The organism is Streptomyces sp. Z423-1 (genome assembly GCF_013009255.1).
Taxonomy (GTDB): domain Bacteria; phylum Actinomycetota; class Actinomycetes; order Streptomycetales; family Streptomycetaceae; genus Streptomyces; species Streptomyces gossypiisoli.
Map to the genome: position 1 here is coordinate 4,230,124 of NZ_CP053109.1, position 26,134 is coordinate 4,256,257.

At 70.4% G+C, this 26,134-nt stretch carries 21 protein-coding genes; 6 read left to right on the top strand and 15 right to left on the bottom strand.

Going from position 1 to position 26,134, the window contains the following annotated elements; genetic code table 11:
• Positions 1–12: 12 nt before the first annotated feature.
• Together HJD23_RS18880 and HJD23_RS45025 are read right to left on the bottom strand one after the other, a co-directional pair.
• A complete protein-coding gene (locus HJD23_RS18880; RefSeq protein WP_232108225.1) occupies positions 13–1,392 on the bottom strand; it encodes a helix-turn-helix transcriptional regulator in 1,380 nt (459 codons plus the stop codon).
• 221 nt (positions 1,393–1,613) lie between these two features.
• Positions 1,614–1,937, bottom strand: a complete 324-nt coding sequence (locus HJD23_RS45025) for a hypothetical protein (protein WP_332112402.1) — start codon at positions 1,935–1,937, stop codon at positions 1,614–1,616.
• Between HJD23_RS45025 and HJD23_RS45030 the strand changes: the two genes are divergently transcribed.
• The gene (locus HJD23_RS45030) at positions 1,927–2,385 is read left to right on the top strand and encodes a DUF4232 domain-containing protein (RefSeq protein ID WP_332112403.1); all 459 of its coding nucleotides are present in this window, start codon (positions 1,927–1,929) and stop codon (positions 2,383–2,385) included. The two genes, HJD23_RS45025 and HJD23_RS45030, sit on opposite strands and share 11 nt — an antisense overlap.
• Positions 2,386–2,695: 310 nt before the next feature.
• On the opposite strand, the gene HJD23_RS43875 is transcribed toward HJD23_RS45030, so the two are convergent.
• From HJD23_RS43875 to HJD23_RS18900, 3 genes are all read right to left on the bottom strand, one after another.
• Complete coding sequence (locus tag HJD23_RS43875) at positions 2,696–3,163, bottom strand: hypothetical protein (RefSeq protein WP_197973597.1); 468 nt, start codon at positions 3,161–3,163, stop codon at positions 2,696–2,698.
• Positions 3,164–3,346: 183 nt separating this feature from the next.
• Positions 3,347–4,459: a substrate-binding domain-containing protein gene (locus HJD23_RS18895; protein ID WP_171109808.1), complete on the bottom strand. Its 1,113-nt coding sequence runs from the start codon at positions 4,457–4,459 to the stop codon at positions 3,347–3,349.
• A 156-nt stretch (positions 4,460–4,615) separates the two neighbouring features.
• A complete protein-coding gene (locus tag HJD23_RS18900) occupies positions 4,616–6,673 on the bottom strand; it encodes a SpoIIE family protein phosphatase (protein WP_171111620.1) in 2,058 nt (685 codons plus the stop codon).
• A gap of 485 nt (positions 6,674–7,158) precedes the next feature.
• Here HJD23_RS18900 and HJD23_RS18905 point away from each other — a divergent pair, with 485 nt between their 5' ends.
• Positions 7,159–7,512 carry a hypothetical protein gene (locus tag HJD23_RS18905; protein ID WP_171109809.1) on the top strand — a complete coding sequence of 118 codons (354 nt, stop codon included), beginning with the start codon at positions 7,159–7,161 and terminating at the stop codon, positions 7,510–7,512.
• Positions 7,513–7,596: 84 nt separating this feature from the next.
• Here HJD23_RS18905 and HJD23_RS18910 read toward each other — a convergent pair whose 3' ends face one another.
• Positions 7,597–8,310 (bottom strand): hypothetical protein, encoded by a 714-nt coding sequence (locus tag HJD23_RS18910; protein ID WP_171109810.1) that lies wholly within the window; start codon positions 8,308–8,310, stop codon positions 7,597–7,599.
• 598 nt (positions 8,311–8,908) lie between these two features.
• Between HJD23_RS18910 and HJD23_RS18915 the strand changes: the two genes are divergently transcribed.
• Positions 8,909–9,361 carry a hypothetical protein gene (locus HJD23_RS18915; protein WP_171109811.1) on the top strand — a complete coding sequence of 151 codons (453 nt, stop codon included), beginning with the start codon at positions 8,909–8,911 and terminating at the stop codon, positions 9,359–9,361.
• A 34-nt stretch (positions 9,362–9,395) separates the two neighbouring features.
• Positions 9,396–9,959: a hypothetical protein gene (locus tag HJD23_RS18920; RefSeq protein ID WP_171109812.1), complete on the top strand. Its 564-nt coding sequence runs from the start codon at positions 9,396–9,398 to the stop codon at positions 9,957–9,959.
• Between the two features lie 83 nt (positions 9,960–10,042).
• On the opposite strand, the gene HJD23_RS18925 is transcribed toward HJD23_RS18920, so the two are convergent.
• A complete protein-coding gene (locus HJD23_RS18925) occupies positions 10,043–10,690 on the bottom strand; it encodes an SDR family NAD(P)-dependent oxidoreductase (protein WP_240980987.1) in 648 nt (215 codons plus the stop codon).
• A gap of 22 nt (positions 10,691–10,712) precedes the next feature.
• On the opposite strand from HJD23_RS18925, the gene HJD23_RS18930 reads away from it, so the two are divergent.
• Positions 10,713–11,600 (top strand): helix-turn-helix transcriptional regulator, encoded by an 888-nt coding sequence (locus HJD23_RS18930; protein WP_171109813.1) that lies wholly within the window; start codon positions 10,713–10,715, stop codon positions 11,598–11,600.
• 175 nt (positions 11,601–11,775) lie between these two features.
• On the opposite strand, the gene moaA is transcribed toward HJD23_RS18930, so the two are convergent.
• The 7 genes from moaA to HJD23_RS18965 all read right to left on the bottom strand — a co-directional run bounded on the left by moaA (position 11,776) and on the right by HJD23_RS18965 (position 23,048).
• The gene (moaA, locus tag HJD23_RS18935) at positions 11,776–12,765 is read right to left on the bottom strand and encodes a GTP 3',8-cyclase MoaA (protein ID WP_206352701.1); all 990 of its coding nucleotides are present in this window, start codon (positions 12,763–12,765) and stop codon (positions 11,776–11,778) included.
• A 29-nt stretch (positions 12,766–12,794) separates the two neighbouring features.
• Complete coding sequence (locus HJD23_RS18940) at positions 12,795–13,946, bottom strand: XdhC/CoxI family protein (RefSeq protein ID WP_171109815.1); 1,152 nt, start codon at positions 13,944–13,946, stop codon at positions 12,795–12,797.
• A 139-nt stretch (positions 13,947–14,085) separates the two neighbouring features.
• A complete protein-coding gene (locus tag HJD23_RS18945; RefSeq protein ID WP_171109816.1) occupies positions 14,086–16,296 on the bottom strand; it encodes a xanthine dehydrogenase family protein molybdopterin-binding subunit in 2,211 nt (736 codons plus the stop codon).
• Positions 16,293–17,273 (bottom strand): xanthine dehydrogenase family protein subunit M, encoded by a 981-nt coding sequence (locus tag HJD23_RS18950; RefSeq protein WP_171109817.1) that lies wholly within the window; start codon positions 17,271–17,273, stop codon positions 16,293–16,295. The genes HJD23_RS18945 and HJD23_RS18950 overlap by 4 nt, the downstream gene beginning before the upstream one ends.
• A gap of 12 nt (positions 17,274–17,285) precedes the next feature.
• Entirely contained in the window at positions 17,286–17,963 is a 678-nt protein-coding gene (locus HJD23_RS18955; protein ID WP_171109818.1) for a (2Fe-2S)-binding protein, read from the bottom strand.
• Positions 17,964–18,371: 408 nt separating this feature from the next.
• Complete coding sequence (locus HJD23_RS44740; protein WP_171109819.1) at positions 18,372–21,530, bottom strand: S8 family serine peptidase; 3,159 nt, start codon at positions 21,528–21,530, stop codon at positions 18,372–18,374.
• Between the two features lie 1,029 nt (positions 21,531–22,559).
• Positions 22,560–23,048 (bottom strand): MarR family transcriptional regulator, encoded by a 489-nt coding sequence (locus HJD23_RS18965; RefSeq protein ID WP_171109820.1) that lies wholly within the window; start codon positions 23,046–23,048, stop codon positions 22,560–22,562.
• Positions 23,049–23,206: 158 nt separating this feature from the next.
• Here HJD23_RS18965 and HJD23_RS18970 point away from each other — a divergent pair, with 158 nt between their 5' ends.
• Positions 23,207–24,622: an aminotransferase class I/II-fold pyridoxal phosphate-dependent enzyme gene (locus HJD23_RS18970; RefSeq protein ID WP_171109821.1), complete on the top strand. Its 1,416-nt coding sequence runs from the start codon at positions 23,207–23,209 to the stop codon at positions 24,620–24,622.
• Positions 24,623–24,946: 324 nt separating this feature from the next.
• Here the strand turns inward: HJD23_RS18970 and HJD23_RS18975 are convergent, their stop codons facing one another.
• Positions 24,947–26,020, bottom strand: coding sequence for an alpha/beta fold hydrolase (locus HJD23_RS18975; protein ID WP_171109822.1), 1,074 nt, complete (start codon positions 26,018–26,020; stop codon positions 24,947–24,949).
• Positions 26,021–26,134: the final 114 nt, after the last annotated feature.

Sequence of the window (26,134 nt, forward strand, 5' to 3'; positions counted from 1 at the left end):
GATTCCGGGCGTTCAGCCGGGAATGTCGGGGGTGTACTCGTTCCGCCCCCACTCGGAGGAACCGAGCGGATAGTTGTACGCGGGCCGTCCCACGTTCCCGCTCGTCCGGAAGGGCTTGCCGTTGTCGTCGACGCGTACGGTGCCCCGCTGGTCCCCGCTGGACCAGTCCAGCTCCAGGTACCAGCTCACGTTGTGCGCCCGCGCGTCCGCGAAGATGTAGAAGACCTCGGGATCGGACTCACTCACCTTGTACGGGAAGTCGCGCTGACCGGCCTTGGGAGAGAGCGCGGGCCGCCCGGCATCGAGGTCCACCCCGAACGACGTCGTCTCCACGCCACCACCGCACCCGACGCCCATCTCGAAGTCGTTCCAGGCGAGCGGCGCGCTCTTCTCCACCACCCGCACATGCAGTTCCTCCAGGACGACCGTTGCCTTCCCGGTGCCCTGCACGGTCACTGCGAGCATCTGCTGCCCGGCGGCGACCCCGCCGAGCGCGGTGACCCACCCGCGCGCGTCCTGCTCACTCGGCGGCGGAGGCACCTGCTCGGGCTGCCGGTCGACCAGGTAGTGCTGGCTGCACGGGTCTTCCCACTTGTACGGATTGACGGCGACGGAGGGCGCGGCGGCCCCGTTCCCGGAACCGCCGCCCTGGGCCGCCCCGGCCCCGCTGCTCCGGGAGGCGGAGGCGGGTGCCGTGGGAGTGCCGCTGCGTGAGGTGGACGGCGAGGCCGACCTGTCCTTCGCGGCGGCCGACCCGGAGGCACCGGGGCTTTCGTCGACGGAACCGACGGAACCGGCGGACTGGGAGGCGGCCCCCATGGACTGCTTCCCGCCCCGGTCGTCATCCCCCTCGCCGGGCACAAGATTCACCACGAGCGCGGCCGACACGAGGACGGCGGCCACGGCGGTCCCGGCGAGAACGAGGGTACGCCGCCGCGCCACGGGAGCCTCCGCCAAGGGCCGCCGCCCACCCTCGGGACCGGCCTCGGCTGCTGCTGCTCCTTCGGTCCCCGACGTCTCGTTCCCGGCCTCCGCCGCCCCGTTCCCGGCTTCCGCCGCCCCGTTCCCGGCAGCGGCTGCGCCGTTCCCGGCCTCCGTCGCTGTCCGCGCCCGCGGTTCCTCCTCCGCAGGGGCCCCGCCCGCCTTCTGCCTCCGCCGGGCATCCGCGAGCACCCACCGCCGATGCAGTTCCACCAGTTCCTCGGGCGTCGCCTTGCACACCCGCGCGAACCGTTCCACGGGCGCGTAGTCCGTCGGTACGGCGTCCCCGTTGACGTACCGGTGAAGCGTGGACGCACTCGTGTGCAGCCGCTTCCCGAGCACCCCGTAACTGAGCCCGGACCGCTCCTTCAACCGGCCCAACAGCTCCGAGAACTCGTCCCCCGCCACCATTCCTGCCTCTCCCCACGTCCCGGACCCCCATTCCAGGGGGAGGTCATTCCCCCAGGTCAGAGCCATCGCAAGCGTTCCAGCGTCCCGGATACCCCGGCAGTCGTGGCAGCCGGGACGGATCACCGCACAAGCTTGGGCCATCCAAGCACGCCGCTCCCGGCACGCCGTTTCCGGCACCCGGTCGAACGGCGCATGCCAACACCCGTACCGCACAAGGGGGATCACATGTCCACACGCACCCACCGCACCCGCATGCTCGTCGCCGCCGCGCTCACGGCCGCCACGCTGACGTTGACGGCGTGCAACAGCGGAGAGGGCGTCCAGGACGAGGGGGCATCGGCAGGATCGGCGCCCACGGCGGCGCCCACGGCCTCCTCCACGCCCTCGCCCAAGCCGAGCGGGGGAACCGCCACCGGAACGGGTCGGACCGACTCGGCGGGCTTGACCTCCGGCGGCTCGACCGAGGGCGCGGCCGGCGCGAACGGCACAACGGGCTCCACGGGCTCGTCGGGTTCCACGGGCTCGTCGGGCTCATTGGGTTCCACGGGCGGCTCCTCTGCCTCCAAGGACTCGGAGCCCACCAGGACCCCCTGCTCCCCCACCTCCACCCGGACGACCGCGACGGAGGTCTCCCGCCCCCTGAACCACCTTCTCCTCACCGTCACCAACACCGGCTCGAAGAACTGCAACCTCACCGGCTATCCGGCGGTCCGATTCGCCGAGGCCCAGTCCGTCCCGCCGGCCTTCGAGGACTCCAAGCCGCAGGCGGTGGTCACGCTGGCCCCCGGCGAGTCGGGCTATGCGAGCGTCCTTCTCTCGGCCGCCGACGGCAGTGGCGCAGGCGGCTACACGGCCAAGTCCCTCGCGGTCTACTTCGACGACAGCGCGAGCGCCGCCGCCCACCCGTCCCTCCCCGCCAAGGGCGTGTACGTCGACGACTCGATCCGCGTCTCGTACTGGCAGTCGACCATGGCCGACGCCCTGGCCTGGTGACACACCGGCTCACTGACGCCACGGCACCGGCACGCGACTACTGATCACAGCGGACGGCAAGAAGGCCCAGGTCCATGACCTGGGCCTTCTTCCCGCAGACGGGTGAGCGCCAGGGCGCGGACCCGACGTTCTGGAACGGCTGCGCCCGGAGCCCGCGGACATGCTGCCGAAAAAACGGTGGTGACCCACCTGGACCGCCCGACACCTCGTGCGCTGGTCTCCCTGGATGGCGTCTCAACGGCCGTGAAGGCATGGGATACGAGCTGCACATCATGCGGGCAGCCGCGCAGCCTCTCCGCGGGTCAACGGGTCAGCCTGTTGACGGGGCTTCCTCTGAGGCGGGATCACCTCGGCCGACGGTCACCGACCAGGTGACGGTCGGCGGTGCGGACACCGATACGGTGCCGGGCTTGTCCGCAGCACTGAGAGCAAGCTGGTTGTAAGTGACGGCTGGCTCGCCAACGCTGCATTGAAGGGGGAAGGACGCCTTCACAACAGGCACGTTGACGGTGATCGAACCGTCTCCCTTGCAGCTCACAGCAACGATGAGTGCCTTGCCCTCGGCGCCACCAGAGTACTCAAGGCTGGCGTTGCCGCGGGTGGCCGCCCGCTGCCCAGCGAGGGTTTCACCGATTCCCGCATCGAGTTCCGGCGGTGTGGGAGCGCCGGCCTGCGGCGTGGGTGAGGCGCCGGCAGCCGAGGGGGCCGAGGAGGTGGACGGAGTGCCGGACCGTTCGTCGCTGTCGGCCTCCGGTGATGTGCAGGCGGCGGCTGCCATCAGCAGGATGGCCCAGACGGCGCCACCCCGACGGGTCGTCAGTTCTCCCACAGGTACCAGCCCGCGCGGCGGGTGTAAAGGGTGATGACGTTGTGCTTCACGCCTCGCGTGCAGTTCACGAACACGTACTGACTGTAGCCCTTGGACTTGAGGCGGTGGACGCCGTAGCGAGCATCGCTGCTGTCAATCGGTGAGGCCGGCCTTCTCGTAGGCGGATGCGACGTTCGGCGTGCAGATCTGGTCGATCGTGTACACGCCGTCCTTGACCACGGTGCCCTTGACGTTGTCCACGGTCACCGGGATGGGGTCGAGCAGGACGGCGGGGACGTTCTTGGCGGTGGCCGTGTCCACCGTGGCCTCGGCGATTGCGTCGAGTTTTTCGCCGCGGCCCAGGGCGACAGCGATCTCCGCGGCCGCGTCGGCCTCGGCCTTGAAGGGCTTGTAGACGCTCATGTACTGCTCGCCCCTGATGATGCGCTGTACAGCCGCGAGGTCGGCGTCCTGGCCGGTGACGGGAGGCAGCGGCTCGATGCCGGCCGCCTTGAGGGCGGAGATGACGCCGGAGGCGAGACCGTCGTTGGCGGCGTAGACGCCGTCGATGCTGTCGGCGCCCAGGGCGGCGATGGCGCCGTCCATGTTGGTGTGGGCCTTCTCCTGGCTCCAGCCCTGGATGTCGTACGTCTTGCCGATCTTGACCTCGCCCTTGAGCACGGACAGTGCGCCCTTCTTGAAGGCGACGTTGGTCGGGGAGGTCTGAGGACCGTTCATCATGACGATCTGGCCACTGTCCGCCTTGTCTCCCAGGGCCTTGAGGAGCGCCTCGGCCTGAATCTTCCCGACCCGTTCGTTGTCGAAGGAGACGTAGGCCGAGATCGGGCCCTCGACGAGCCCGTCGTAGGCGACAACCGGGACGCCCGCGTCGTGTGCCCTCTCGACCGAGGAGTGGAGAGATCTGAAGTTCACGGCACTGAGGATCAGGACGTCGACGCCCTTGTTGATCAAGTTGTCCGCCAGTTGCTGCTGGGTGGCCACGTCCCCCTCGGCGTTGGCGTACTCCATCGTGCAGTCTTCGCACAGCTCCTTGATCTTCTCTTCGATCAGGGGCCTGTCGAACGCATCCCAGCGAGTCTGGACGTTCTGGCTGAGCAGCAGGCCGATCGTGAAGCCGCCCTCGCCGGGGGCGGTCCCACCCGAGCCGGTGGATTCCCCGGCCTCGCCGCAGGCGGCCAGGGACACGGCCATGGTCAGCGACAATGCGGCTGCGGCGATGGTCGTACGGCCCCGACACGCACTCATGGGGTGCTCCCTGGATCGTCCGAGAAACCCCTGGCCGTCCACGCCGGCCACTCACTGTCAGGATAGGTCGGGCGGTGTGAAGCGTTGATATGCAGCATTTGTGCAGCTCGCGAGGTCGGGGTGCTGCTGTCCCTCACGGAGGGTGGACAGCGCCCCTCACCGCGCGTGGATGAGGAGCAGGGCGACGTCGTCGCTACGGTGTGCGCGCTGCTGGGTGTCGTGGACGAGGGTGTCGGCGAGGGCTTCCGCGTCCAGGTCGCCGGCCCGTGCGACTCGGTCGGCGAGGGCCTCGGTGACCTCGTCGAAGTCGATGCCGGGGACTTCGACGAGGCCGTCGGTGTACAGGACGAGCACCGCGCCCGGCATCAGGGCGATCTCGGTGGCCGGGTAGGTGGCGGTGGGGTCGATGCCGAGCAGGATTCCGGGGGGCAGGTGGAGGACTTCGGTGCGTCCCTCGGGGTGCCGCAGGATGGGGGGCGGGTGGCCCGCGGAGGCCAGGCACACGCGGTGGTGCGCGAGGTCGAGATGGGCGTAGAGGCAGCTGGTGAACAGGCCGGGGTCGAGGTCGGTGAGCAGGCGGTTGGTACGGGCGAGCACCTCCTCGGGGGGTGCGCCGGCCGTGGCGTGGACCGCGGTGCGGACCTGACCCATCAGAGTGGCCGCCTGCACGTTGTGGCCCTGGACGTCGCCGATGGTGGCGGCGGCGGTCGTGTCGTCGAGGCGGATGAGGTCGTAGAAGTCGCCGCCGATTCCGGTGCCGTGCCCGGCGGGGAGGTATCGGGCGGCCACATCGAGCCCCGACATGCGGGGCAGGGCGTGGGGGAGCAAGCCGGCTTGCAGGCTGTGGGCGAGTCGGTGTTTGGCGTCGTAGAGGCGGGCGCGGTCCAGGGCCTGGGCGATCAGGCCGGCGAGGGAGGTGAGGACGGCGCGCTCCTCGGGGGCGAACGTGTGGGGACGGTCGTAGGCGAGGACGAGCGAGCCGACGGGGCGTCCGGAGGTGATCAGTGGCAGGAAGGCCCAGGCGGCCATGTCGTCCTGGAGGACCGCGGGGGGATGGGCGCGCTTCAGTTCGGCGAACGTGGCGAAGAAGCTGGGAACTCCGGTGGTCAGGCAGTGCACGGCCGGAGTGTCCGAGGTCAGGGGCGCGGCGTCGAAGCGGTCCATGAGTTCGGCGGTGTAGCCGCGGTAGCCGATGATCCGCAGTCGGCCCTCTTCCGCGGTCATCAGGGCCAGGGCCTGGGCTCCGGTTGCGGACAGCACCTGGTCGGCGACCCGGTCGACCACGTCCCGCACTCCGACCGCTTCCGTGAGGGTCGCCGCCAGATGCATCAGGTGGTAAACGGGGGCGGCCCGGCCCGTGGCGGAGACCGGCGCGGGGGGCGGCGACAGCGGACTGTCCGGGGCCCCCGCCGCCGGGACAGGGGCGATGCGCACGCTGATGCCCGAGGCGTCCGGGTAGAGGCGGAAGGACAGCCATCGGTCGGGCGGGCGCAGGGCAGTGAACGACGTGGGGCGGCGGCTGAGCACCGCGGCTCGGTAGTGGTCCTGGGCGACGGGGGCGTCGAGCCACGGCAGCGCCTCCCAGGGCCGGGCCCCCAGCAGGTCGGACACGCCGGCGCCGAGGAGGTCGGCGGCGGTGGTGGTGACGAAGGTCGTCCGGCCGTCGGGGTCGAGTGCGCAGCACCCGCCGGGAAGGCGCTCGGCGAAGCTCACCGCCGCCGATGCCCCGGACGGTTCAGAAGCGCGGGTTTCGGGTGGGGGCACCAGGCGCGGTTCGGCGCTGGGCAGCACGGGGTGGCCGCTGTCGGCGGCCGTCCGCAGGAGCAGGCCCAGGCTGTGGCAGACGTCGCCCATCGCCTCGCGTTCCTTCGGGCTCAGCTCCGCGGGGTGCGAGGCGGGCCAGTGGAGCACGAGTCCGCCCCACTCCGTGCCGTCGGCCGTGATCGGGGCGGCGGCCAGCGTGAAGGCGTACGGCAGTACGAGGGCCAGTTGCGGATAACGGCGCGCCAGCTCCTCCTGGCCACCGAGCCACACCAGCCGATGCTCCCGCAAGGCGTCGGCAACCGGAGTCGGAGCGCTCAGCGCGACCCGGGCCCACGGCACGGCGATCTCCCACGGCACTCCACTCAGCACCGCGAGCCTCAGTGCCTGTCCGCTCGGGGTCGGCAGATACACGGCGCCCACGCTGGCACCGGTGTCCCGCATGCCCTGCATCAGGGCAGGTCCCAGCAGCTCCGGACCGGAGTCCGGGCCGGCCACGGAGCGGGTGGGGTCCCGCACACCCTCACCCCCTGACGGCGACGACGTCCCCGGCGTTCCGCACCGGTGGAGCGAGAGTCACCCGTCCCCACCGCGAGGCAGCACCCCAGCCACGCCTGGGATCCATAAACGGACGATACGTCCGCGGGATGGCGGCGGCACCTCGATGCCGTGGCGGTGGAAGGGGCGGTGCACCGGTCGAGGATGCCGACGCCGCCGAGTTCCCTGCTCTTCGCCGGAGTCCTGAAGGAGACCCCCCGCGACGGGGCCGGGCCCGTCGCGCCGGGCCCGGGCCTCGAATGACCAGGCGAGTCGGCGCGGTGGCGGGCTGCGGTGCCCGCGCAGTCCGGGCGCCTGAAGACTTCCGGGTCCCGGCAGTGACGGCGGACCGCGCGCGGGGGCAGACTTCGCGCCGAGGAAGCGCGGAAAGGGAGTGGGACATGGCGGTTTTCCTATGGTGCTGGATCGGCCTGTTCACTGCGGTACTGCTGCCTCTCGGCATCGCCATGCTCCGCGGCTGGGCACCGAAGAGAGCCCGCGCACGGTGGTCCCCGGCGCGGATCCGGGTGCAGGGAGTCTCCACGCTCGTGCTGTACGTGGGTGGCCTGGTACCGGCGGTGGCCGATTTGGCGGGCATGTCCCGCGAAGCCGCCGACATCCTGCAGTCCGCGACCACACCCCACCTGCTGTTCCTGAGCCTGGGACTGCAGGGCGGCGCGGCCCTCTCCGACTGGTTCGGACGGCGCCAGGTGAAAGCGAAGTACGCGCACCGGTGGACGTCGCGCTCGCCGTGACGGGCGCTGCGCTGCGGGAACCGAGGTGCGGGCCGCCGCCCGAATTCGCGCTCTCAGCCTGGGAAGCAACGGCGCTTGCCGCCTTCACCAGTACTGAGGCTCGAAGGGAGCGCTGCCGTTCTCGCTGTAGTAGGCGCGTACCAACGAGATGCGGGCAACAGTACGGCCTTCTGCCACTGCCCGCCCCGCGGCCTCCCACGACGCGAAACTCCGGCGTTCTCGCTCATACACCTCGACGCCCTCAAAACGGGGCGCGACATCGAGAAGGCGCAGCGCCTCTCTGTCCCGGACCAGCGTGACGACGAGACGGTCGTGCGTCCCCGCGTCGCGGTACTCGTACCGTTCGGCGGTGGAACCCTCATCGGAAGGGAACGACGCCCGCATACCGATCCACCGGCCGTTGCCGAGCACCTCTCCCCATGCGTCGCCGACCGTCCGTAGGTCACCGTCGATGACTACGTACCGCTCCAGCCGCCACTGGCAGCTCAGCGGACCGGAGGGCTCCCCCTCGAAGGGGAGGTTGCGGAGGCAGTGGTCCGCGGCAGCGGCACCGAGCGGCCGCGGTGCCCCCGGCAGAGCGCCGACGACCTCCTGCAGACGGTGTTCGGCCTGCGCCTTCGCCTGGCGGCTCGCCGTGTCGACCTCACCACTTCGCGACAGGGAGGCCATCGGCACCCCCCGCACCCGCACGTAGCCGAACGACCAGGCCGTGGCCAGGAAGACGGTCAGCACCGCCACCACGATTGCCGTACCGACTGCACGGTGCCGCCGCTGTTGTGGTGTCGCTGTTCTCGCCATGCCCAGATCTTCACAAGCCCACGTCACCGAACGGCTACGAACGTGTCCTCCGTCGGCACCTCGTACTCAGCCCGGGCGTGGTGTGTTGGACAGATCTTCCGATCTGTGGCCTCTCGGTTGGAGTGTCAGCGCCGCCCTCCGCAGCGCGGGCCACCGCAAGGATGTGCGGAGTGACCCGCTCTACAGGTGCGGCGTGATGGCGCGCATCAGTTCCTGGAAGGTGCGGCCGGTGGTCGCGGGTTCGCCGATGGCACGATGAGGTTGTCGCCGTGTGCTGCGCGAGGTGGCGCTGGAGTTGTTCGCCGAGCAGGATTTCGAGGCGACCTCGACACGGGCGCGGCGGCGGCGACCGGTCTCTCGCCAATGCCGGTGACCCGGCATGTCGGGCCTCTGATCACCACCTGGGCCTGCGGCTCGCGGGACCGGTCCCCGGATGCTCGTCCTAGCCTCGGCGGATGACAGCAGCTGCACGCAGCACCCACGACCGGCCTCCATGGGAGTCAAGTGCCTCGCGTGCAACCAGCGATTCGGGTCCAGTACGCGCAAGCGCGGCCTTCATTACAGATGCAGGGTGTGCTGGAGATATCTGTGAAGGGGGATGGCCATGGGGCAGGTACGCGAGGGGGCACGGTTAGGGGCTTGGGCCGTCGGCGGGGTCATCGGTCTGGCGGTGTTGTACGTGATCGGGGTGTTCGCCTTCGGCGGCGCGTCGTGGATCACCGCCCCGTTCCGCGGTGAGGCGGACAAGCGCGAGAACACCGTCGGCTCGGGCGAGTTCCGTCGGACCACGTACGAGGAGTTCTTCGATCTGTGCGAGGCCGTGCAGAACGCCGAAGGGACGATCCAGGCGCTCCAGGAGGAGCGGAAGGCCGCTTCGGAGACTCGAACGACGCAGATCGACCAGTCGATCACCGCGCTGAAGGCCACGCGGATCGAGTCGGTCAACGCCTACAACTCGAAGGCCGCCCAGGAGCACCGCGCGCCCTTCCGTGACAAGGATCTGCCGTACCGGCTGGATGCCACCGCCGAGCGCACGACGTGCACCAACTGATCCGCATCTCATCCCGGGAAGAGGGCAGCACCGCATGAAGAAGTTCGCACGCATGGCCCTGGCCACCGTTGTCGCGCTCGTTGTGGGCCTTGCCCTGACGTCCTGCACCGACTCCAGCCAGGACAAGGAGAACAAGGCCAAGCAGGAGAACTACGACCATCTCGTGGCCCAGCAGCCGGCGGGCCGCATGGAGTACTCGCCGACCCGCGAAGCGATCAACCAGTGGATCAAGACGTGGGGTAAGCGGGGCAAACTCTCGTACGTCTACATCCAGAACGCCAATGGCGAGTACGGGTACTTCATCATGAAGGGCCTGCCGGTGCCGCGCTGCAAGATGCTCACTCCGACGGAGAAGGTGGAGTCCTCCACCAACGGCGTCGCGGTCCTCGCGCAGCCCGGCATGGACGGTACGTACTCGTCGGGTTCCACCTGCAACGCCTACTACGGTTTCGACGCCACGACGGGCTCGTACATGGAGTTCACGGTCGGCACCAACCAGTCGTTCTTCCTGTTCGACGAGCCCATGACGATGCCGGAGTACGCCAGCGCCAAGCAGTTGGGGCCGACCTCGGTGCAGGACGTCGAGCAGCAACCTTGAGCGGTCAAGCGGCGTCGATGGCGCCGGTGATCTTGCGGGTCGGTGCCGCGGATGTCGTGGCCCGCCCCCAGGCCCGCGTGCGGTTACGCGGCGTCGCCCTGGGCCTGCGTGGCGACGTCGGCCCACTCCTCCCAGGTCTTCAGTCGCTCGGTGTAGACCTGCGGGACGAGGTGGAGCGGGGAGGTGCCGAAGAAGACCCGCAGGGGCGGGTTCTCGGCGTCCACGATCTTCAGCAGGGCCGCACCGGTGGCGGTGGGATCACCACGCTCGATGGTGCGCCAGTTGGCGGCGGCGGCCGCGCGCACGTCGTCGTAGGCGGGCAGTTGCTCGGCGAAGGTGGCGGAGGAGCCGGCCCAGTCGGTGGCGAAGCCGCCGGGCTCGACGAGGGTGACCTTGATGCCGAATCCGGCGACCTCCTGGGCGAGAGCTTCGCTGAAGGCCTCCAGGGCCCACTTGGAGGCGTTGTAAACACCGAGGGCGCCGTAGAAGTTGGTCTCCATCTGATCGCGGACCTGCTGCTCCGTCAGCTCCTCGACCGCGCCGAACAGGCCGTAGCCGGCGTTGTTGACGACGACGTCGAGGCGGCCGAAGTGTTCGTGCGCCCGCTTGACGGCCTCGGTGGCGGCGGCCTTGGCGGTGACTCTATGAAGAGACTCTAGATCGAGCTGATACTCAGTATCAAGATGAGTTGCGGATTCGATGCTGTACGCTGCCCCGCACCAGCGAGGCACGTTTGACAACTGGAGGACAGAGATGTCTTCACATGTGGCGGCCGGTGACCAAGCGACGTCAGGACTCGACCGGCGCAGCGAGCTGAGAGAGTTCCTGCGTTCTCGCAGGGCCCGGCTCAGGCCCGAGGACGTGGGCATGCTCTCGCACGGGCGACGGCGGGTTCCCGGGTTGCGGCGCGAGGAACTGGCGCAGTTGGCGGGGGTGTCGTACGCCTACTACGCACGCCTGGAGCAGGGATACGGCGAAACCATGTCGGCCGAGGTGCTGGACGCCGTCGCCCGCGTCCTGCGCCTGAACGAGGAGGAGCGTGACCATCTGATCCGGCTGGCCCAGCCCGAGCGGCAGAGCACGACGCAGGCCGTGCCCCCGCCGCAGCGGCTGCGGCCCACCGTCCAGCACCTCCTCGACACGATCGGCGTGCCCGCCTACGTCGTCGGCCGGCGCCTGGACATCCTGGGGTGGAACCGGCTCGCCACCGCCGTCTTCGGGGACTGGGCCCTGCTGCCGCCCGAGGAGCGCAACGTGGCCCGGCTGATCTTCCTCTCGCCCGCGGCGCGCGACTGCTTCGCCGACCCCGAGCGCGTGGCGCTGAGGGTCGTCGGCGTTCTGCGCGTGAACGCCGCCAAAAGCCCCGCGGATTCGCACCTCTCTTCCCTGATCCAGGAATTGTCGCAGAAGAGCGAGGAGTTCCGGCAGTTGTGGGCACGGCACGAGGTGAGCTGCGGGACCGTCGGCGAGACCGTGTGGATGCGGCACCCGCTGGTGGGAGAGTTCGACCTCGTCCACGAACCCATGGCACTGCCCGGCGGTGCCCCGATGCGGCTGATGACCTACCACGCCGAGCCGGGCTCCCGCTCGGAGGATGCTCTGCGGATGCTGGCCGGTTGGGAGACGGAGCGGCTGCGCTGAGACGTGGAGCCGGCCGGAGCCGATGACGGAGCTGCGCGCCGACCCGCCCGCCCGCCGCCTCGTCGCCGACGGCCTGGAACACCTCGTCCAGGCAGATCCGTGTCCGTCGTATCGCGATCAGCCCGATCGGCTGCGGGTGCGCTGCTCACCGGGGTGCTCGTGGGCTGCCACCGGGTCAGCCCCCGATGGCCGACATCGGCCTCTCCGGCCGTACGAACAAGGGATCGTCCAGGCCCGAACCCGCCTTCTTGCCCCACATCGCCGCACGCCAGATCCGGGCGATCTCCTCGTCGGGAGCGCCCGAGCGGAGCGCGGCACGCAGGTCGGTCTCCTCGCGGGCGAACAGGCAGGTGCGTACCTGGCCGTCGGCCGTGAGGCGGGTGCGGTCGCAGACCGAGCAGAAGGGGCGGGTGACCGAGGCGATCACGCCGACGCGGTGCGGGCCGCCGTTCACGAGCCAGCGCTCGGCCGGGGCGGAACCGCGCTTCTCCTCGCCCTCGGAGGTCAGGTCGAAGCAGGTGCGGAGGGACGTCAGGATGTCGCCCGCGGTGATCATGCCGTCGCGCTTCCAGCCGTGCTGGGCGTCGAGGGGCATCTGCTCGATGAAGCGCAGTTCGTAGTCGTGCTCCACCGCCCAGGCCAGCAGGTCCGGGGCCTCGTCGTCGTTCAGGCCCGGCATCAGGACCGAGTTGACCTTCACCGGGGTCAGGCCCGCCTCGCGGGCGGCGTGCAGGCCCTCGATGACGTCCTTGTGGCGGTCGCGGCGGGTAAGGGTCTTGAAGACGTCCGGGCGGAGGGTGTCCAGGGAGACGTTGACCCGGTCCAGGCCCGCCGCCTTCAGGGCGGACGCGGTGCGCTTGAGGCCGATGCCGTTCGTCGTCAGCGACATCTGGGGGCGGGGGGCCAGGGCCGCGACGCGCTCGACGATGCCGACCAGGCCGGGACGGAGCAGCGGCTCGCCGCCGGTGAAACGGACCTCTGTGACGCCGAGGACACGGACCGCGATGCCGACGAGGCGGACGATCTCGTCATCGGTGAGCAGGTCGGGCTTGGCCAGCCACCGCAGGCCCTCCTCGGGCATGCAGTACGTGCAGCGCAGATTGCAGCGGTCGGTCAGTGAGACCCTCAGGTCGGTGGCCACCCGGCCGTGGGTGTCGATGAGCACGGGGCCTCTCCTCCCTGCATGTCGCGCCGTCATGCGGCCAGGACCGAGGCCGGTGACATCGGGGCCACCGGGACGGAACCGTGGATGGGACCGGGGACACGGAACAAGGGCAGGCCGGTGCCGTTGTTGATGTGGGCGATGATCTCGGCGGTGATGGAGATCGCCGTCTCTTCGGGGGTGTGGGCGCCGAGGTCCAGTCCGATCGGCGAGTGCAGGAGCGCGAGGTGCTCTTCGGGAACGCCGGTCTCACGCAGACGTTCCAGGCGGTGTTCGTGCGTGCGCCGGGAGCCCATCGCGCCGATGTAGCCGACCGGGAGGCCGAGGGCCAGGCGCAGCAGCGGGATGTCGAACTTGGCGTCGTGGGTGAGGACGCAGATCGCGGTACGGGCGTCGACTTCCGTGGCCTCCAGGTAGCGGTGGGGCCAGTCGACGACGACCTCGTCGGCGTGCGGGAAGCGGGCGGGCGTGGCGAACACAGGGCGGGCGTCGCAGACGGTGACGTGGTAGCCGAGGAACCGTCCGGCCTGGCTGAGGGCGGCGGCGAAGTCGACGGCACCGAAGATCAGCATGCGGGGCGGGGCCGCGTGGGTGTGGACCAGGAGCGTCAGCTTCTCCGGGCAGGTGTCGGCGTCCCCGCCCACCTCGACGCGGGCGGTCCGGCCCGCTCGCAGCAGCGCGCCGGCCCGGGTGGCCACCGTACGGTCCTGCTGCCGGTTGCCCAGTGTCCCGTCGTACGCGCTGCCGTCCCCGAGGACGGACAGGGTGCGGCCGAGTAGGTGCTGCGGCCCGTCGATCACCTGTGCCACGGCGACGGGCACACCGGCCGACACCTGTTCCAGGGCGGTGGCGAGGTGGGGCTGGTCGGCGGGGTCGACCCGCTGCACCAGGACCTCCAGCTCCCCGCCGCAGGTCAGGCCCGCGGCGAAGGCGTCGTCGTCGGAGTAGCCGAACGAGGCCCGTATCGGGGGTTCGCCCGTCTCCAGCACCTGCCTGCACAGCTCGTAGACGGCGCCTTCCACGCATCCTCCGGAGATGCTGCCGACCGCCTCGCCGTCCGTGCCCACGGCCAGCGCGGTGCCGGGCGGCAGAGGTGCGCTGCCGCTGACCCGGGTCACGGTGGCGAGGGCGAAGGGGCGGTCCTCGCGGCACCAGCGGTACAGCGTGTCCGCGATGTTCAGCATGAGAGGTGTCCTTCGGTGAGTGGTTGGGAAGCCCGCCGCCGCGCCGGATGGGGGACCGGAGGCACGGCGGCGGGCCGATCAGGGGGACGGCTCTCAGGGCCCCGCCCGGGTGGCGGGAGGGGCCCCTGCCGCCCGGGGTTCAGAGCAGGGCTTCGGCGGTGATGGGCAGGTCGCGGACGCGGCGTCCGGTGGCGTGGAAGACCGCGTTGGCGATGGCGGGCGCCACGCCGACCATCACGAGCTCGCCCAGGCTCTTCACGCCGATGGGGTCGGCCTTGTAGTCCTCTCCGTCGAGGTAGATGGCCTTCAGGTCGGGCATGTCGGCATGGGTCGGCACGAGGTAGTCGGCGAGGTTGGCGTTGGTGATCCGGCCGTCGCGGTGGTCGGTGACCGTGTGCTCCAGCAGGGCCTGGCCCATGCCGCCGATCATCCCGCCCAAGGCCTGGCTGTCGGCGAGCTTGGGGCTGATGATCCGGCCCGCGTCGTAGACGCCGAGCATCCGCCGCACCCGGACAAGACCCAGGCGGGCGTCGACGGCGACCTCGGCGAACACCGAGCCGTAGCCGTACATCGAGAACCGCCTGTCCTGCTCCGGCACCGGGGAGTAGGACCCGCGTGCCTCCAGGTGGGTGCGGTTGTTGCGGGCGAGGAGCTGCCGGTAGGTCTCACCCCGCGCGGGGCTGCCCTTCACATGCATCCGGCCGCCGCGGACCACGATGGTGTCAGCGTCGACGCCGTGCAGCGGTGAGCGCTCGTCCTCGACCGCGAGCTTGATGGCCTGCTGCCGCAGCTTGTCACAGGTGTCCTGGACGGCGGAGCCCACGCTGGCCATGGTCTGCGAGGCGCCCTGCGGCGGGGCCGGCGGCATCCTGGAGTCGCCGAGCTGGAAGGTGACGTGGCGCACCGCCAGGCCGAGGGCGTCGGCGGCGACCTGGCTCATGGAGGTGTACGTGCCCGTGCCCACGTCATGGGTCGCGGACTGGACCACCACGGTGCCGTCGGCGTCGAGCCGGGCGTGGGCATGGGCCTCGCTCTGGAAGACGTCGTAGCAGCCGGTGGCCACGCCGGTGCCGATGAGCCAGTCGCCGTCACGCGTGGAGCGCGGCCTGGGGTTGCGCCGGTGCCAGCCGAACTCGCGGGCGCCGACGCTGAAGCACTCGCGCAGCCGCCGGGTGGAGAAGGGGTGTCCGCTCGACAGGTCTTCGTCGGGTTCGTTGCGCAGCCGCAGCTCGATCGGGTCCATGCCCAGTTTGTAGGCGAGTTCGTCCATCGCCGACTCGATGGCGAAGCTGGCAGTGGAGTAACCGGGGCCGCGCATCCAGATCGGGGTGACGACATCCAGCGGTACGGTCTGGGGCGTCTGGCTGACGTTCGGCACGGCGTAGAGCATCCGCCCCAGCGCCAGGTTGGCCTCCCAGAACCGCTCGTAGCTGGAGGTCTCGTACTTGAAGTCGTGGGTCATCGCGGTCAGCCGCCCGCGCCGGTTGCTGCCCAGCCGCAGCTTGTACTCGTACGCGGGCCGGAACCCCACGCTGAAGTACATCTGCCTGCGGGTCAGGACGAGTTTGACCGGGCGTTTCACCTCACGTGCGGCGAGCGCGGCGATGGTGGTGTTCGGCCACCGCCGCAGTCCGTTGCCGAAGGCGCCGCCGATGAACGGCGTGAGGACACGCACGTCCGCCGGTGGAATGCCGAACACGGACGCGAGCTCGTTCTGTACACCGATCACGTGCTGGGTCTTGTCCCACAGGGTGAGCTTGTTGCCCTCCCAGCGGGCGATGGTGGAGTGCAGCTCCATCGGATTGTGGTGGTTGCGGGAGAGACGGTAGGTCATCTCCATCCGGACGTCCGCGGAGCCCAGCGCTGCCTCGGCGTCACCCCGCGAGTAGGGCCGCGCGAAGGGCAGAGGTCCGGCTTCGGCCGGGGCGTCGGTCAGGTCGGTCGAGGCCTTCTCGGCGTCGTAGGTGACTTTCACCAGGCTCGCGGCGTGCTCCGCGGCCTCCAGTGTGGTGGCCACCACGACCGCGACCGGCTGGCCGAAGAACCGGACACGGTCGTCCTGGAAGACGTGCAGCCGCTCGCCCGGGAAGGGGATGAAGGGGAACTCGCGGTAGGCCAGCTCGGGCGCGTTGCGGTGGCTGATGACCTTCAGCACGCCGCGCTGGGCTTCGGCGTCGCGGGTGTCCATACCGGTGATACGGCCGCGGCTGATACTGCTGTCGACGACGACGGCGTGCACCACCCCGTCGATGTCGTGCTCGGCGGCGTACTTGGCCTGGCCGGTCACCTTCAGCCGTCCGTCCACCCGGGACAGCGGCGCTCCGACGGCTGCCTGCGGCTGCGGGCTCACTTGCCACCTCCTACGACGCGCAGTTGGCGCTCGACGGTCCGTTTGAGCAACTCGACCTTGAAACGGTTGTGCTGGAGCGGCCGGGCCCCGTCGGCGGCGTGTTCGGCAGCCGTGGTCCACAGGGCGTCGGACGGCCGCCGCCCGATCAACTGCCGCTCGACGGCGGTGAGCTTCCAGGGCACGGTGCCCACGCCTCCGGCAGCCACCTTCGCCTCACGGATCACCCCGTGCCGGATGTGCAGGGCGACGGCTGCCGAGGTGAGCGCGAACTCGTAGGACTGCCGGTCGCGCACCTTCAGATAGCCCGACTTCAGCGGGCGCGGAGGGGCCGGGATTTCGACAGCGGTGATCAACTCGCCCGGACGCAGGGCCTGTTCGCGATTCGGGGTGCTGCCCGGCTTGAGCAGGAAGTCGGCGAAGGGCACGGTGCGCTCGCCGTCCGGCCCCAGCAGATGCACGGTCGCTTCCAGGGCGGCGAAGGCCACGGCCACGTCGGAGGGATGGGTGGCCACGCAGTCGTCGGAGGTGCCGAGGATCGCGTGGGTGCGGTTGACGCCGTGCAGGGCCGCGCAACCGGAGCCCGGCTCACGCTTGTTGCAGGCGGCCGTCACATCGCGGAAGTACGTGCAGCGGGTGCGCTGCATGATGTTGCCGCCGATGGTCGCCATGTTCCGCAGCTGCGCCGACGCGCTCAGCTCCAGCGCCTGCGAGATCACCGGGTACAGGGCGCGCACCCCCCGGTGGGCGGCGGCCTCGGACATCCGGACCAGCGCGCCGATGCGCAGGCCCCCGCGCCGGGTGACCATGATGTCGCGCAGCGGCAGGGCACTGATGTCGACCAGCGTGCGGGGTCGTTCGACGGTCTCACGCATCAGGTCGACCAGGGTGGTGCCGCCGGCGATGTAACGGCCGCCGTCACGGCCGGCGTGGAGGGCTTGCCGGGTGTCGGTGGCCCTGGTGTAGGAGAAGGGATACATGGGGGCTGTGCCTCATTTCCCGTGCGCGGCCTGCTCGACCGCCCGCACGATCTTCACGTAGCAGCCGCAGCGGCAGATGTTGCCGCTCATGAACTCCCGGATCTCCTCCGGTGAGCCGGTGTGACCCTCGTCGATGCAGCCGACGCCGGACATGATCTGACCGGAGGTGCAGTAGCCGCACTGGAAGGCGTCCTGGTCGATGAACGCCTGCTGCAGCGGGTGCAGCCGTTCGCCCTTGGCCAGGCCCTCGATGGTGGTGACCTCGGCGCCGTCCAGCCGGACCGCCAGCGTCAGGCAGGAGTTGACCCGGTGGCCGTCGACCAGGACGGTGCAGGCACCGCAGGCACCGGCGTTGCAGCCCTTCTTCGAGCCGGTCAGCCCCAGGTGTTCGCGCAGCAGGTCCAGCAGCGAGGTCCGGTTGTCGACCGTGACGGTGCGGCGTTCGCCGTTGACGGTCACGGAGACGCGGCTGCTGGGCGGCGCCTGGGTGGCGGCGTCCACCGGCTCGGCGCCGAACACGGACGGCCCGCCTATCAGGCCACCCGCCACGACAGCACCGCCGACGGCCGTGGTCGCGATGAACGTGCGCCGGGACGGGTCGGACGCAGATCCCTCGGGAAATCCCTCGGGAAAACTCTCGGGAAAACTCTCGGAGGGAGAAACAGTTGTCTCGGGGGGTTCGATGGACATGCCCACTCTCTTGGTCGACGGAAGACGGATGGCGTACCGACCACCGTCATGTGCACGAATCGGCGTGAGCACGGGAGACGGTTCACGCCGCGGTGGACGAGCCGGGCCCTCGGCCCGCGAGGATGGCGGCGACCGGAGGTCGAACACGGTCGGCAGCCGCCTCACCAGGCCGTCGGTGTGGCATGGCATCCACTGTGCTGCATGCGGCGCGATCCAACGAGCAAGCAGTTTTGGGACGACTCCGGTAGCTACGACTGCCGTTGGTACGTCTGGCAGTAGCAGGCAGAGCGGTCCGACCGTCGGTGGTGGTCTTCACGACGTCATCGCCGGCAGCCGGGCATGCCGACACGGCGGCCGTACGTTCGCGTACGGCCGCCGTGGTCCGGAATCGAGTGGCGGAACGGGAAACTACGGCGTGACGGTCAGGAGGGTGGTGCCGACGGTTCCGGTGCCGTCGTCGTAGCCGACCAGGCCGAGATAGGTACGGCCGGTCGGGAGGTCGCGCCAGGAGACGGTGACGTCCGCGGTGCCGCCCAGGGCCACGCGCTGTTCGGCCGGGGTGACGGTGGCCGGCCGGTCGGGACGGGAGTCCGGGCCGATCAGCCAGGTGTGGAGGGTGTACGTCTGGCTGGTGGCGCCCTCCGGCAGGGCGAACTGGTTCACGTACACCTCGTATGTACCCGGCTCGGTGAGGTCGAGGTACTCGTCGCTGCTGCCGGTGGGGGAGGAGATCCGGTTGCCGTCCTTGTCGTACACCCACAGGTCGATGTCGCTGCCGGCGAGGAAGTCGGACGAGCGGATCGCGACCCGGGCCAGCGCGGTGCCCTCGGGAACGGTGATCTCGGTCCGGGCCGCGGAGGCCGGGAGCGGCGACGGCGGTGGTGTGAAGCTGTCGGTCCAGGTGCCCGTCAGGGTCCCGGTCCTGACCGTGCCCGAGTACAGGCCGTTCAGGGTCGTGGTGAGGTTGCCGTCCCAGCCCGTCTTCGCCTGGAGGGTGAGGGATCCTGTGGCGCCCGTGCCGTCGGCCTGCGAGGGGACGGCGATCTGCGTGGCACGCAGGGCGATGGCGCTGCGCACCCGGTGTCCGTCCCTGTCGCCCCAACTCACCGATCCGAAGGCCCACTTGCCGTAGTCCGCGTCCGTGCGGGTGAAGGTCACCCGGTACGTGGCCGACCGGCCGGGCGGCACGATCAGCCGCTTCGGTGAGACCGTCGCCCGGTAGCCGCGCGGTGTCCGCAGCGTGGCGGTGTAGACGCCGGTGGTGTCGCCGACGTTGGTGACGGTGCGGGTCACGGTCTGCTTGCCTGCCAGGTCACCGATGGAGATCGTCGGGTAGTTGAGGTCGCTCGGATCGATCTTCCGGGCGGTGGCGCAGGCGTCACCGCCGTCGCCGGTCACCGGGCGCTGACCGAGGGCACACAGGTACGCGGTCCAGTCGGCGGAGGTGGCGTCGTAGACCAGGCCGGGGTCGTCGGCGGCGTTCGGGGCGACCTGCCCGGCGCCGTAGTCGAGCGGGGTGGCGGGCCCGTCGGCGCCGATGCGCCGGATCTCCTTGCCCTCGTCGGTCTTGGTCGCCGCGGTGGTCATCAGGGCCGACTTGACCTCCATGGGCGACCAGTCCGGGTGCAGGGAGCGCAGGAGCGCGGCCAGTCCGGTGATGTGCGGGGCGGCCATCGAGGTGCCGGACGCGATGCCCTGCGGGCCCCTGAAGGTGCCGCCGTTGCCGCCGGGGACGGCACCGGCGACGACATCCACGCCAGGGGCCGCGATGTCGGGCTTGAGCAGGTCGCCGCCGCTTGCCACGTCCGGGCCGCCCGAGGAGAAGGCGGCGATCGCCGGTGCCTCCTGGCGTACGGCGCGCGCCGCGCCGAGCCGGGCCGTGGCGCGGTCGCCGGCTCGGTCGAGGTACGCCTTCACCGCCCGGCCGGTGACGTTGTCGACGTGGACGGCGGGGACGGAGTGGACGTCGCCCCGTGTGTCCAGCAGCGCCCGGGAGTTGTACAGCACCATGCCGACGCCGCCGGCCGCCTCGACCTGCGCGCTCTTGCCGGCGCGGGCGCCCGTGCCGTCGCCGTTCGTCTCGCACAGCACGATGGCGCCCTTGACCTTCGCCGGGTCCAGGGTGCCGGGCCGGCACAGCGCCGCCTGGGCGGCGTCCACGCCGCTGCGGGCCGCCCCGGCCGCGTCGACGAACCGTGCGGACGGAACGGGCGAGGCGTTCAGGCCGGTTCCGGTGTACGAGGTGCCGTCGCCCAGGACGACCCTCGTGCGGTAGCCGAGATCGTGGGTGGAAGCGGCCGCGGTGCTGATCCACGGAGCGTTGTTGACGACCCTGGACGGCCCGTCGTTGCCCGCTGAGCCGGAGACGAAGACGCCGGCCTTGGCGGCGTTGAACATGGCCGTGTAGGTGGGACGGGTGAGGTCGGCGGGATCGCCACCCGTGCCGAGGGAGATGTTGATGACGTCCACGCCGTCCGCCACAGCCTGGTCGATGGCCGCGGCGACGTCCGCCGTCCAGCAGCCGGAGCCCTTCCAGCAGGCCTTGTAGGCGGCGACGCGGGCGGCCGGGGCGATCCCGGATATCCGGGTGCGGGAAATGCCGGTGCCGGGCACGGACGCGGGCACACCGTAGTTTCCGGCCGCGGTGGTCGAGGTGTGGGTGCCGTGCCCCTCGTCGTCGACCGGGGACGGCGTGTCGTCTTCCGCGAGCTCGGGTACCGACTTGTTGAAGTACCGGGCGCCGATCAGCTTGTTGTTGCAGGTGTACGGGTGCGCACGGTCCTCACCGGGGTCGCAGACGCCCTTCCATTTCCTGGCGATGGCCTCGGCGTCGGGACGGGGCTCCGGGAGGGCCCGCAGGGACGGGTTGGTGTTGTCGATCCCGAAGTCGACGACACCGATGATCACGCCTGCCCCCGCGTTCCGCTGCCCACCGCGGAACTTGGAGTACAGGCCCCCGCGCTCCTTCAGGCCCAGGAACTTGGCGGTGTCGGCGGCGGGCAGCACGCCGGTCGCACCGTACGCCCTGCCGGGGCCGGAGACGGCGGCACGGGCAGCGGTCGCGCCACCACTGCCGGCACCAACGGCTTCGTCCGTGCCGGTCGGCCGGATCATCTCGTTGCGCACCAGCGAGGCGACGCCCGGGGCGCGAGCGAGCTTCGTGGCCTGACTCGCCGTCAGTTCAGCGGCGAATCCGTTGAGTACGTACTGGTAGCTGTACAGCGGCCGGACACCCGGCACCTCGGCCAGCACCTGGTCACGCGCCCGCTCCAGGCGGCGGACGTGGTCGCGTACGGCCTCGGACCGCGTGTTCAGCCTCTTTCCGGGCTCCGGCGCGGTTTCGGGCTGCGCGGCGACGGGGTCGCCGGAGAGCTGGATGAGGTAGGTGCCGGCGGAATAGGTCTGCCGAGCCGCGCCCGTAGGCTGCTCCGGTGGCGGGGCGGCGGGAGCGGCCTGCGCGGACACGCCGTAGGCGAGGGTCAGGCCTGAGACGAGCGCCGGGACCAGCAGGGAGGCGACTGCTCTGCGGCCGGAGCCATGACTTCTGCCTTTTCTGGGCACTTTCATGCTTCTTCCTACGGTGGGGGGTGTCGGGGGTGAGGTGCTGCTTCTCACCGGCGCCATTCGCGGACTGCATGGCAAAGCGGACTGCATGGCATGGCTGATGCGCAGCGCCGCTACTGCTGCGGCGGCTGGAGCAGTTGATCCGCGGGACCGGGCAGACGAGCCGTCGGCCCAGGAGTGTGGCGTTCCTGGCTGCATTCGGTCGGCAGCCGGCTCACCAGGTCTTCGGTGCGGCACGGCATTCACTGTGAGGTACGCGGGACGATCGAACGAGCGGGCAGTATTCGTACGACTCGGGTGAGTACAACTGCCGTTGGTACGTCCGGCAGTAGCAGCCAGAGCGGTCGACCCGTCGGGTCGGTGGAGCCATGGCGGGGTGCAGAGAGAGCCGAGTCGGTGACCGCACGCTCTGGATCCGGCCGACCCGATGTTCCGCAGCACGGGGCGCAGCTGCGGCCAGGCACAGCGGCAGCACGGTGGCGGGCTGCAGCCACGGCGTCACGCTGTACCCGTCCTGCGGTCCCAGTGCCGCCAACAGGCCCGCTTCCAGCAGGTCCGTGCCGGCCGCCAGGATCGTCAGGGCCACGCCGACCGCGCGCAGCCCTCTGCGCCGTCGGCCGCCTGGCACGGCCGGTCCGTCGATCACGGGCAAAAGGTTCACGGCGCCGGAGTAGGCGTCCTGCGGCCGGCGGGATCGGCCGAACGGCCATCGCCGCCCGAGCGCGGGCCGCCTCAACAGTGGCCGAATGGCCGAGGCGCGCGGGATCCCGCGAGGAAGGTGGGCGATGTCCGCCTCAGGTGCGGTCCTCCGCGCGCTGGTACTGCTCGCCCTCCGGCAGGGCTCAGCCACCGTACCGACCGCACCGCCTGTCGCACCCGGCTCCCCACCGGCACAGCACCGCCATCCGGTGCCGGACCCCGACGTACGCGGGCGGAGCGCCGGTCACCGCGGTCGCCCGGCCACCGGGTTCCGCCCCGGCGCAGCGCTGTCGGCGCACCACCCGCAGCGGAAACCGCCATGGGGCAGCGATGTCAGTCGGTGGCGTCGCGCAGCGCCTCGTTGATATCGCTCAGCGCGCCGGTCAGCCGGGTGTAGTCGTCGCGGGCCACGGGCGTGACGAAGTACCGCTCGACGACATGAGAGTGAACCGTCGCGGCCTGAAGGAACACGGTACGGCCGTGATCGGTCGGTTCCACCAGGACGCTTCTGCGGTCCTCCGGTGACGGGACGCGGCGGACCAGGCCGGCTTCTTCCATCCGGTCGATCAGCCGGGTGGTGCCACTGCTGGTGAGGGTGAGGTCGTCGGCGAGCCGGCGCTGGGAGACCTCCTCGCCCGGCTTGCGGCACAGCCTGATGAGGACCTCCAACATCGTGTGACTGATCCCGCACTCCCGTCGCAGGGCGGTGTCGATCCGCTGCTCCAGGCGGGTCGCGGCTTTGATCAGCAGTCCGAAGTCGTGAACGAACTGGCTGTTGGCGGCACGGGCGGCCTGGTCGCCCCGCCGGGTCGCGGCATTCACCTGCCCAGGTCCTCCCATCCTGACGGTCCTGACCTCAAGTTTACTGCTACATCACCTACTGATGTCTCAATTACTGAGCACGCAATTGCTGACTGCTCAACGAAATCCTATGGTGGACGCCCATCCCGCAGGCGGCCCCATCGGAGAGAGGGACATCCATGGACCTGCAGCACTGGCTCGGCCGAGCCACCCGCGCGATACAGGACTGGGCCGACACCTTCGGCCCCTACCAGCCGCACCCATCACTCCAGGTCGACGACGACCGCTTCGCCACAGCCTTCGAGGAGTTCACGGGGAGATTGCGGGAGAACTACCCGTTCTTCCACCCGCACTACGCGGGGCAGATGCTCAAGCCCCCGCACCCCGCCGCGACGGTCGGCTACCTCACCGCCATGCTGATCAACCCCAACAACCACGCCCTGGACGGCGGCCCCGCCACCGCCCGGATGGAACGCGAGGCCGTCGCTCAGCTGGCCGCCATGTTCGGCTACGACACCCTCCCCCACAGCCCTTCGGGCGCGGGCGGTGCCCCCATTCGCTCCGACTACGCTCCGCTCGGCCACCTCACCACCAGCGGCACGATCGCCAACCTCGAGGCCCTCTTCGTCGCCCGCGAACTCCACCCCGGTCGAGGTGTCGCGTACAGCGCGGACGCCCACTACACCCACGGCCGCATGTGCCGTGTGCTGGGGATGGAGGGACACGCGGTCCCCACGGACAACCGGGGACGTATGGAGCTCGACGCGCTGGAGGACCTGCTGCGCGACGGCCGGGTGGGCACGGTCGTACTCACCGCCGGAACCACCGGGCTGGGCGCCATCGACCCGATCCACGAAGCCCTGCTCCTCAAAGAGCGTTACGGCGTCCGCCTCCACGTCGACGCCGCCTACGGCGGCTTCTTCACCCTGCTGGCCGGTGTCGACGGGCCCGAGGGACTCGCGCCCGAGCCCTGGCAGGCGATCGCCGGGTGCGACTCGGTGGTCGTCGACCCGCACAAACACGGGCTCCAGCCCTACGGCTGCGGAGCCGTGCTCTTCCGCGACCCCGAGGTGGGGCGCTTCTACCTCCACGACTCGCCCTACACCTACTTCACCTCCAGCGAGCTCCACCTCGGCGAGATCAGCCTGGAATGCTCACGCGCCGGAGCCTCGGCCGCCGCCCTGTGGCTCACCTTCCAGCTCCTCCCGCCCACCGCCGACGGCCTGGGCCGGGTGCTGGCGGCGGGCCGCCGGGCCGCTTTGAAGTGGGCACAGCTGATCACCGCCTCCGACCACCTGGAGCTCTACCAACAGCCGGAACTGGACATCGTCAGCTACTTCCCCGTCGTCGACCCCGCCACCCTCAGCGGCATCGACACGGCCTCCGCCCGCATCCTGGCGGACGGCATGACGAGCCCCGACCCGGTGTTCCTGAGCACCCTCAAAGCCGACCGCGAGGCGTTCACCGCGCGCCACCCCAAAATCACCGCGGACGCCGACAGCGCGCGCATCCTCCGCAGCGTGCTGATGAAACCGGAATCCGAGCACCACGTGGAGCACATCCACCACCAAGTGGAACGGCTTACCCGATCCTGAGGGCGATGACCGCCCGCGCATCGGGCGATCGCCGTTGAAGTTGCAGAGCGGGTGACAAGGAGCGAACTCGCGCTCTCAGCCACGACGGCTCCGACCCGGCCGCCCCGCTGTGACGACGTACGGCCTCGGGCCAGGGCCGGGTCGACACCCCGGACTTTCTTGCGCCGCATCCAGCGCGGCGCATTCCGGCCGGCCTGCGGCTCAGTGGCCGTCGCGGATGGTGGTCGCGATGCCGTTGCTGATCACGACCTCGGCGGTGAAGCCTTTCTCGGCGGCCGTCTCCAGTTCGGCTTGCGGTGCACCTGATCGGCGTGGTGGGCACGGTCAGGCCAGTTGGTCGCGGAGCCACCGCAGGCTCCAGGGGACGATCTCCTGGGCCTTCTGCATGGCGCAGTGGGTGGCGTTCGGGACGAGCCGGACGACGGTGTTCGGGCGGGACTCGAGGGGCCTGGAGTCGTCGGCCGGGACGTGCTGGTCCCGGTCTCCGTTGGCGTACAGCAGCGGCACGGGGTCGCTGCCCCAGTCGTCGAGGAGCCCTTGGGTACGCAGCGAGAAGGCGGCCATGGCGGCCTGGAGTTCGGCGAGGCTCGGCTCGGCGTCCAGCCGCAGGGAGTTGCCGAAGATGCCGGGCATGCCGAATCGGAGCCGGGCGACGGCCTCGGGGGTGAAGGCGGTGTCGATGAGCCCACCGATGCTCACCGCGGCGTCGACCATCCGGCGCAGGGCCAGCTTGATCGTCCAGTGCCCGCCGAAGCTGAAGCCGACGGTGCCCACCTTGAGCGCCTCGGGAAAGCGGCGGCGCAGCCAGCCGAGGACGTCGCCGACGTACAGCTCTCCGTCGGGTCCGTTGGCGACCGGCGATTCCCCGGTGCCGGCCATGTCGACGGTGGCCACCCGCGCGCCGACCAGACGAGCCGTCGCGAGCGCGGTGGCATGCACCTCGACCTTCCAGGTGTCCACGCCGCTGAAGACCAGCACGATCGGGGCGTCCGCAGGCAGGTTCCCGGGGACGTAGAGGTGAAGGGGCACCTGCACGGTCTCTCCGCGGAAGTCCACATCGATCACATGACGCTCGAAGGGCACCTCGAAGCCGGACGAGGCGTCCAGGAAGGTGCGCATGTGGTTCTCATAAGCCCGGGTGTGCGCCGCGTTGCCGCCCAGGACCGGGAACTTGGCGATCCCGTACAGGTGGCTGGCCTTCAGCAGATCACCGTCCTTCTCGGCCTGCTCGGCAAGGATCGACCACTCGTGCGCCCAGCCCCCGGGGCCCTCGGCCCAGAGGTCGCTGATGCGACGGGACATCTCCTCCAGGACAGCGTCCTCGATACCCCCGAACCGCCACTGGGGCGCGCGCTCCTCGATGAGTTCGGCGGGGTCTACGGCGAAGGTGAACGGCATGGTGCGGTCCTCCAGTGAGCGTGACGGCGGGACAGTGAGTCCCCTCTCCCCGCACAAGCGTGCACCATGATGCATGTATGCACCAGCGATGCATCTATAGAATGGCGTCAGTGG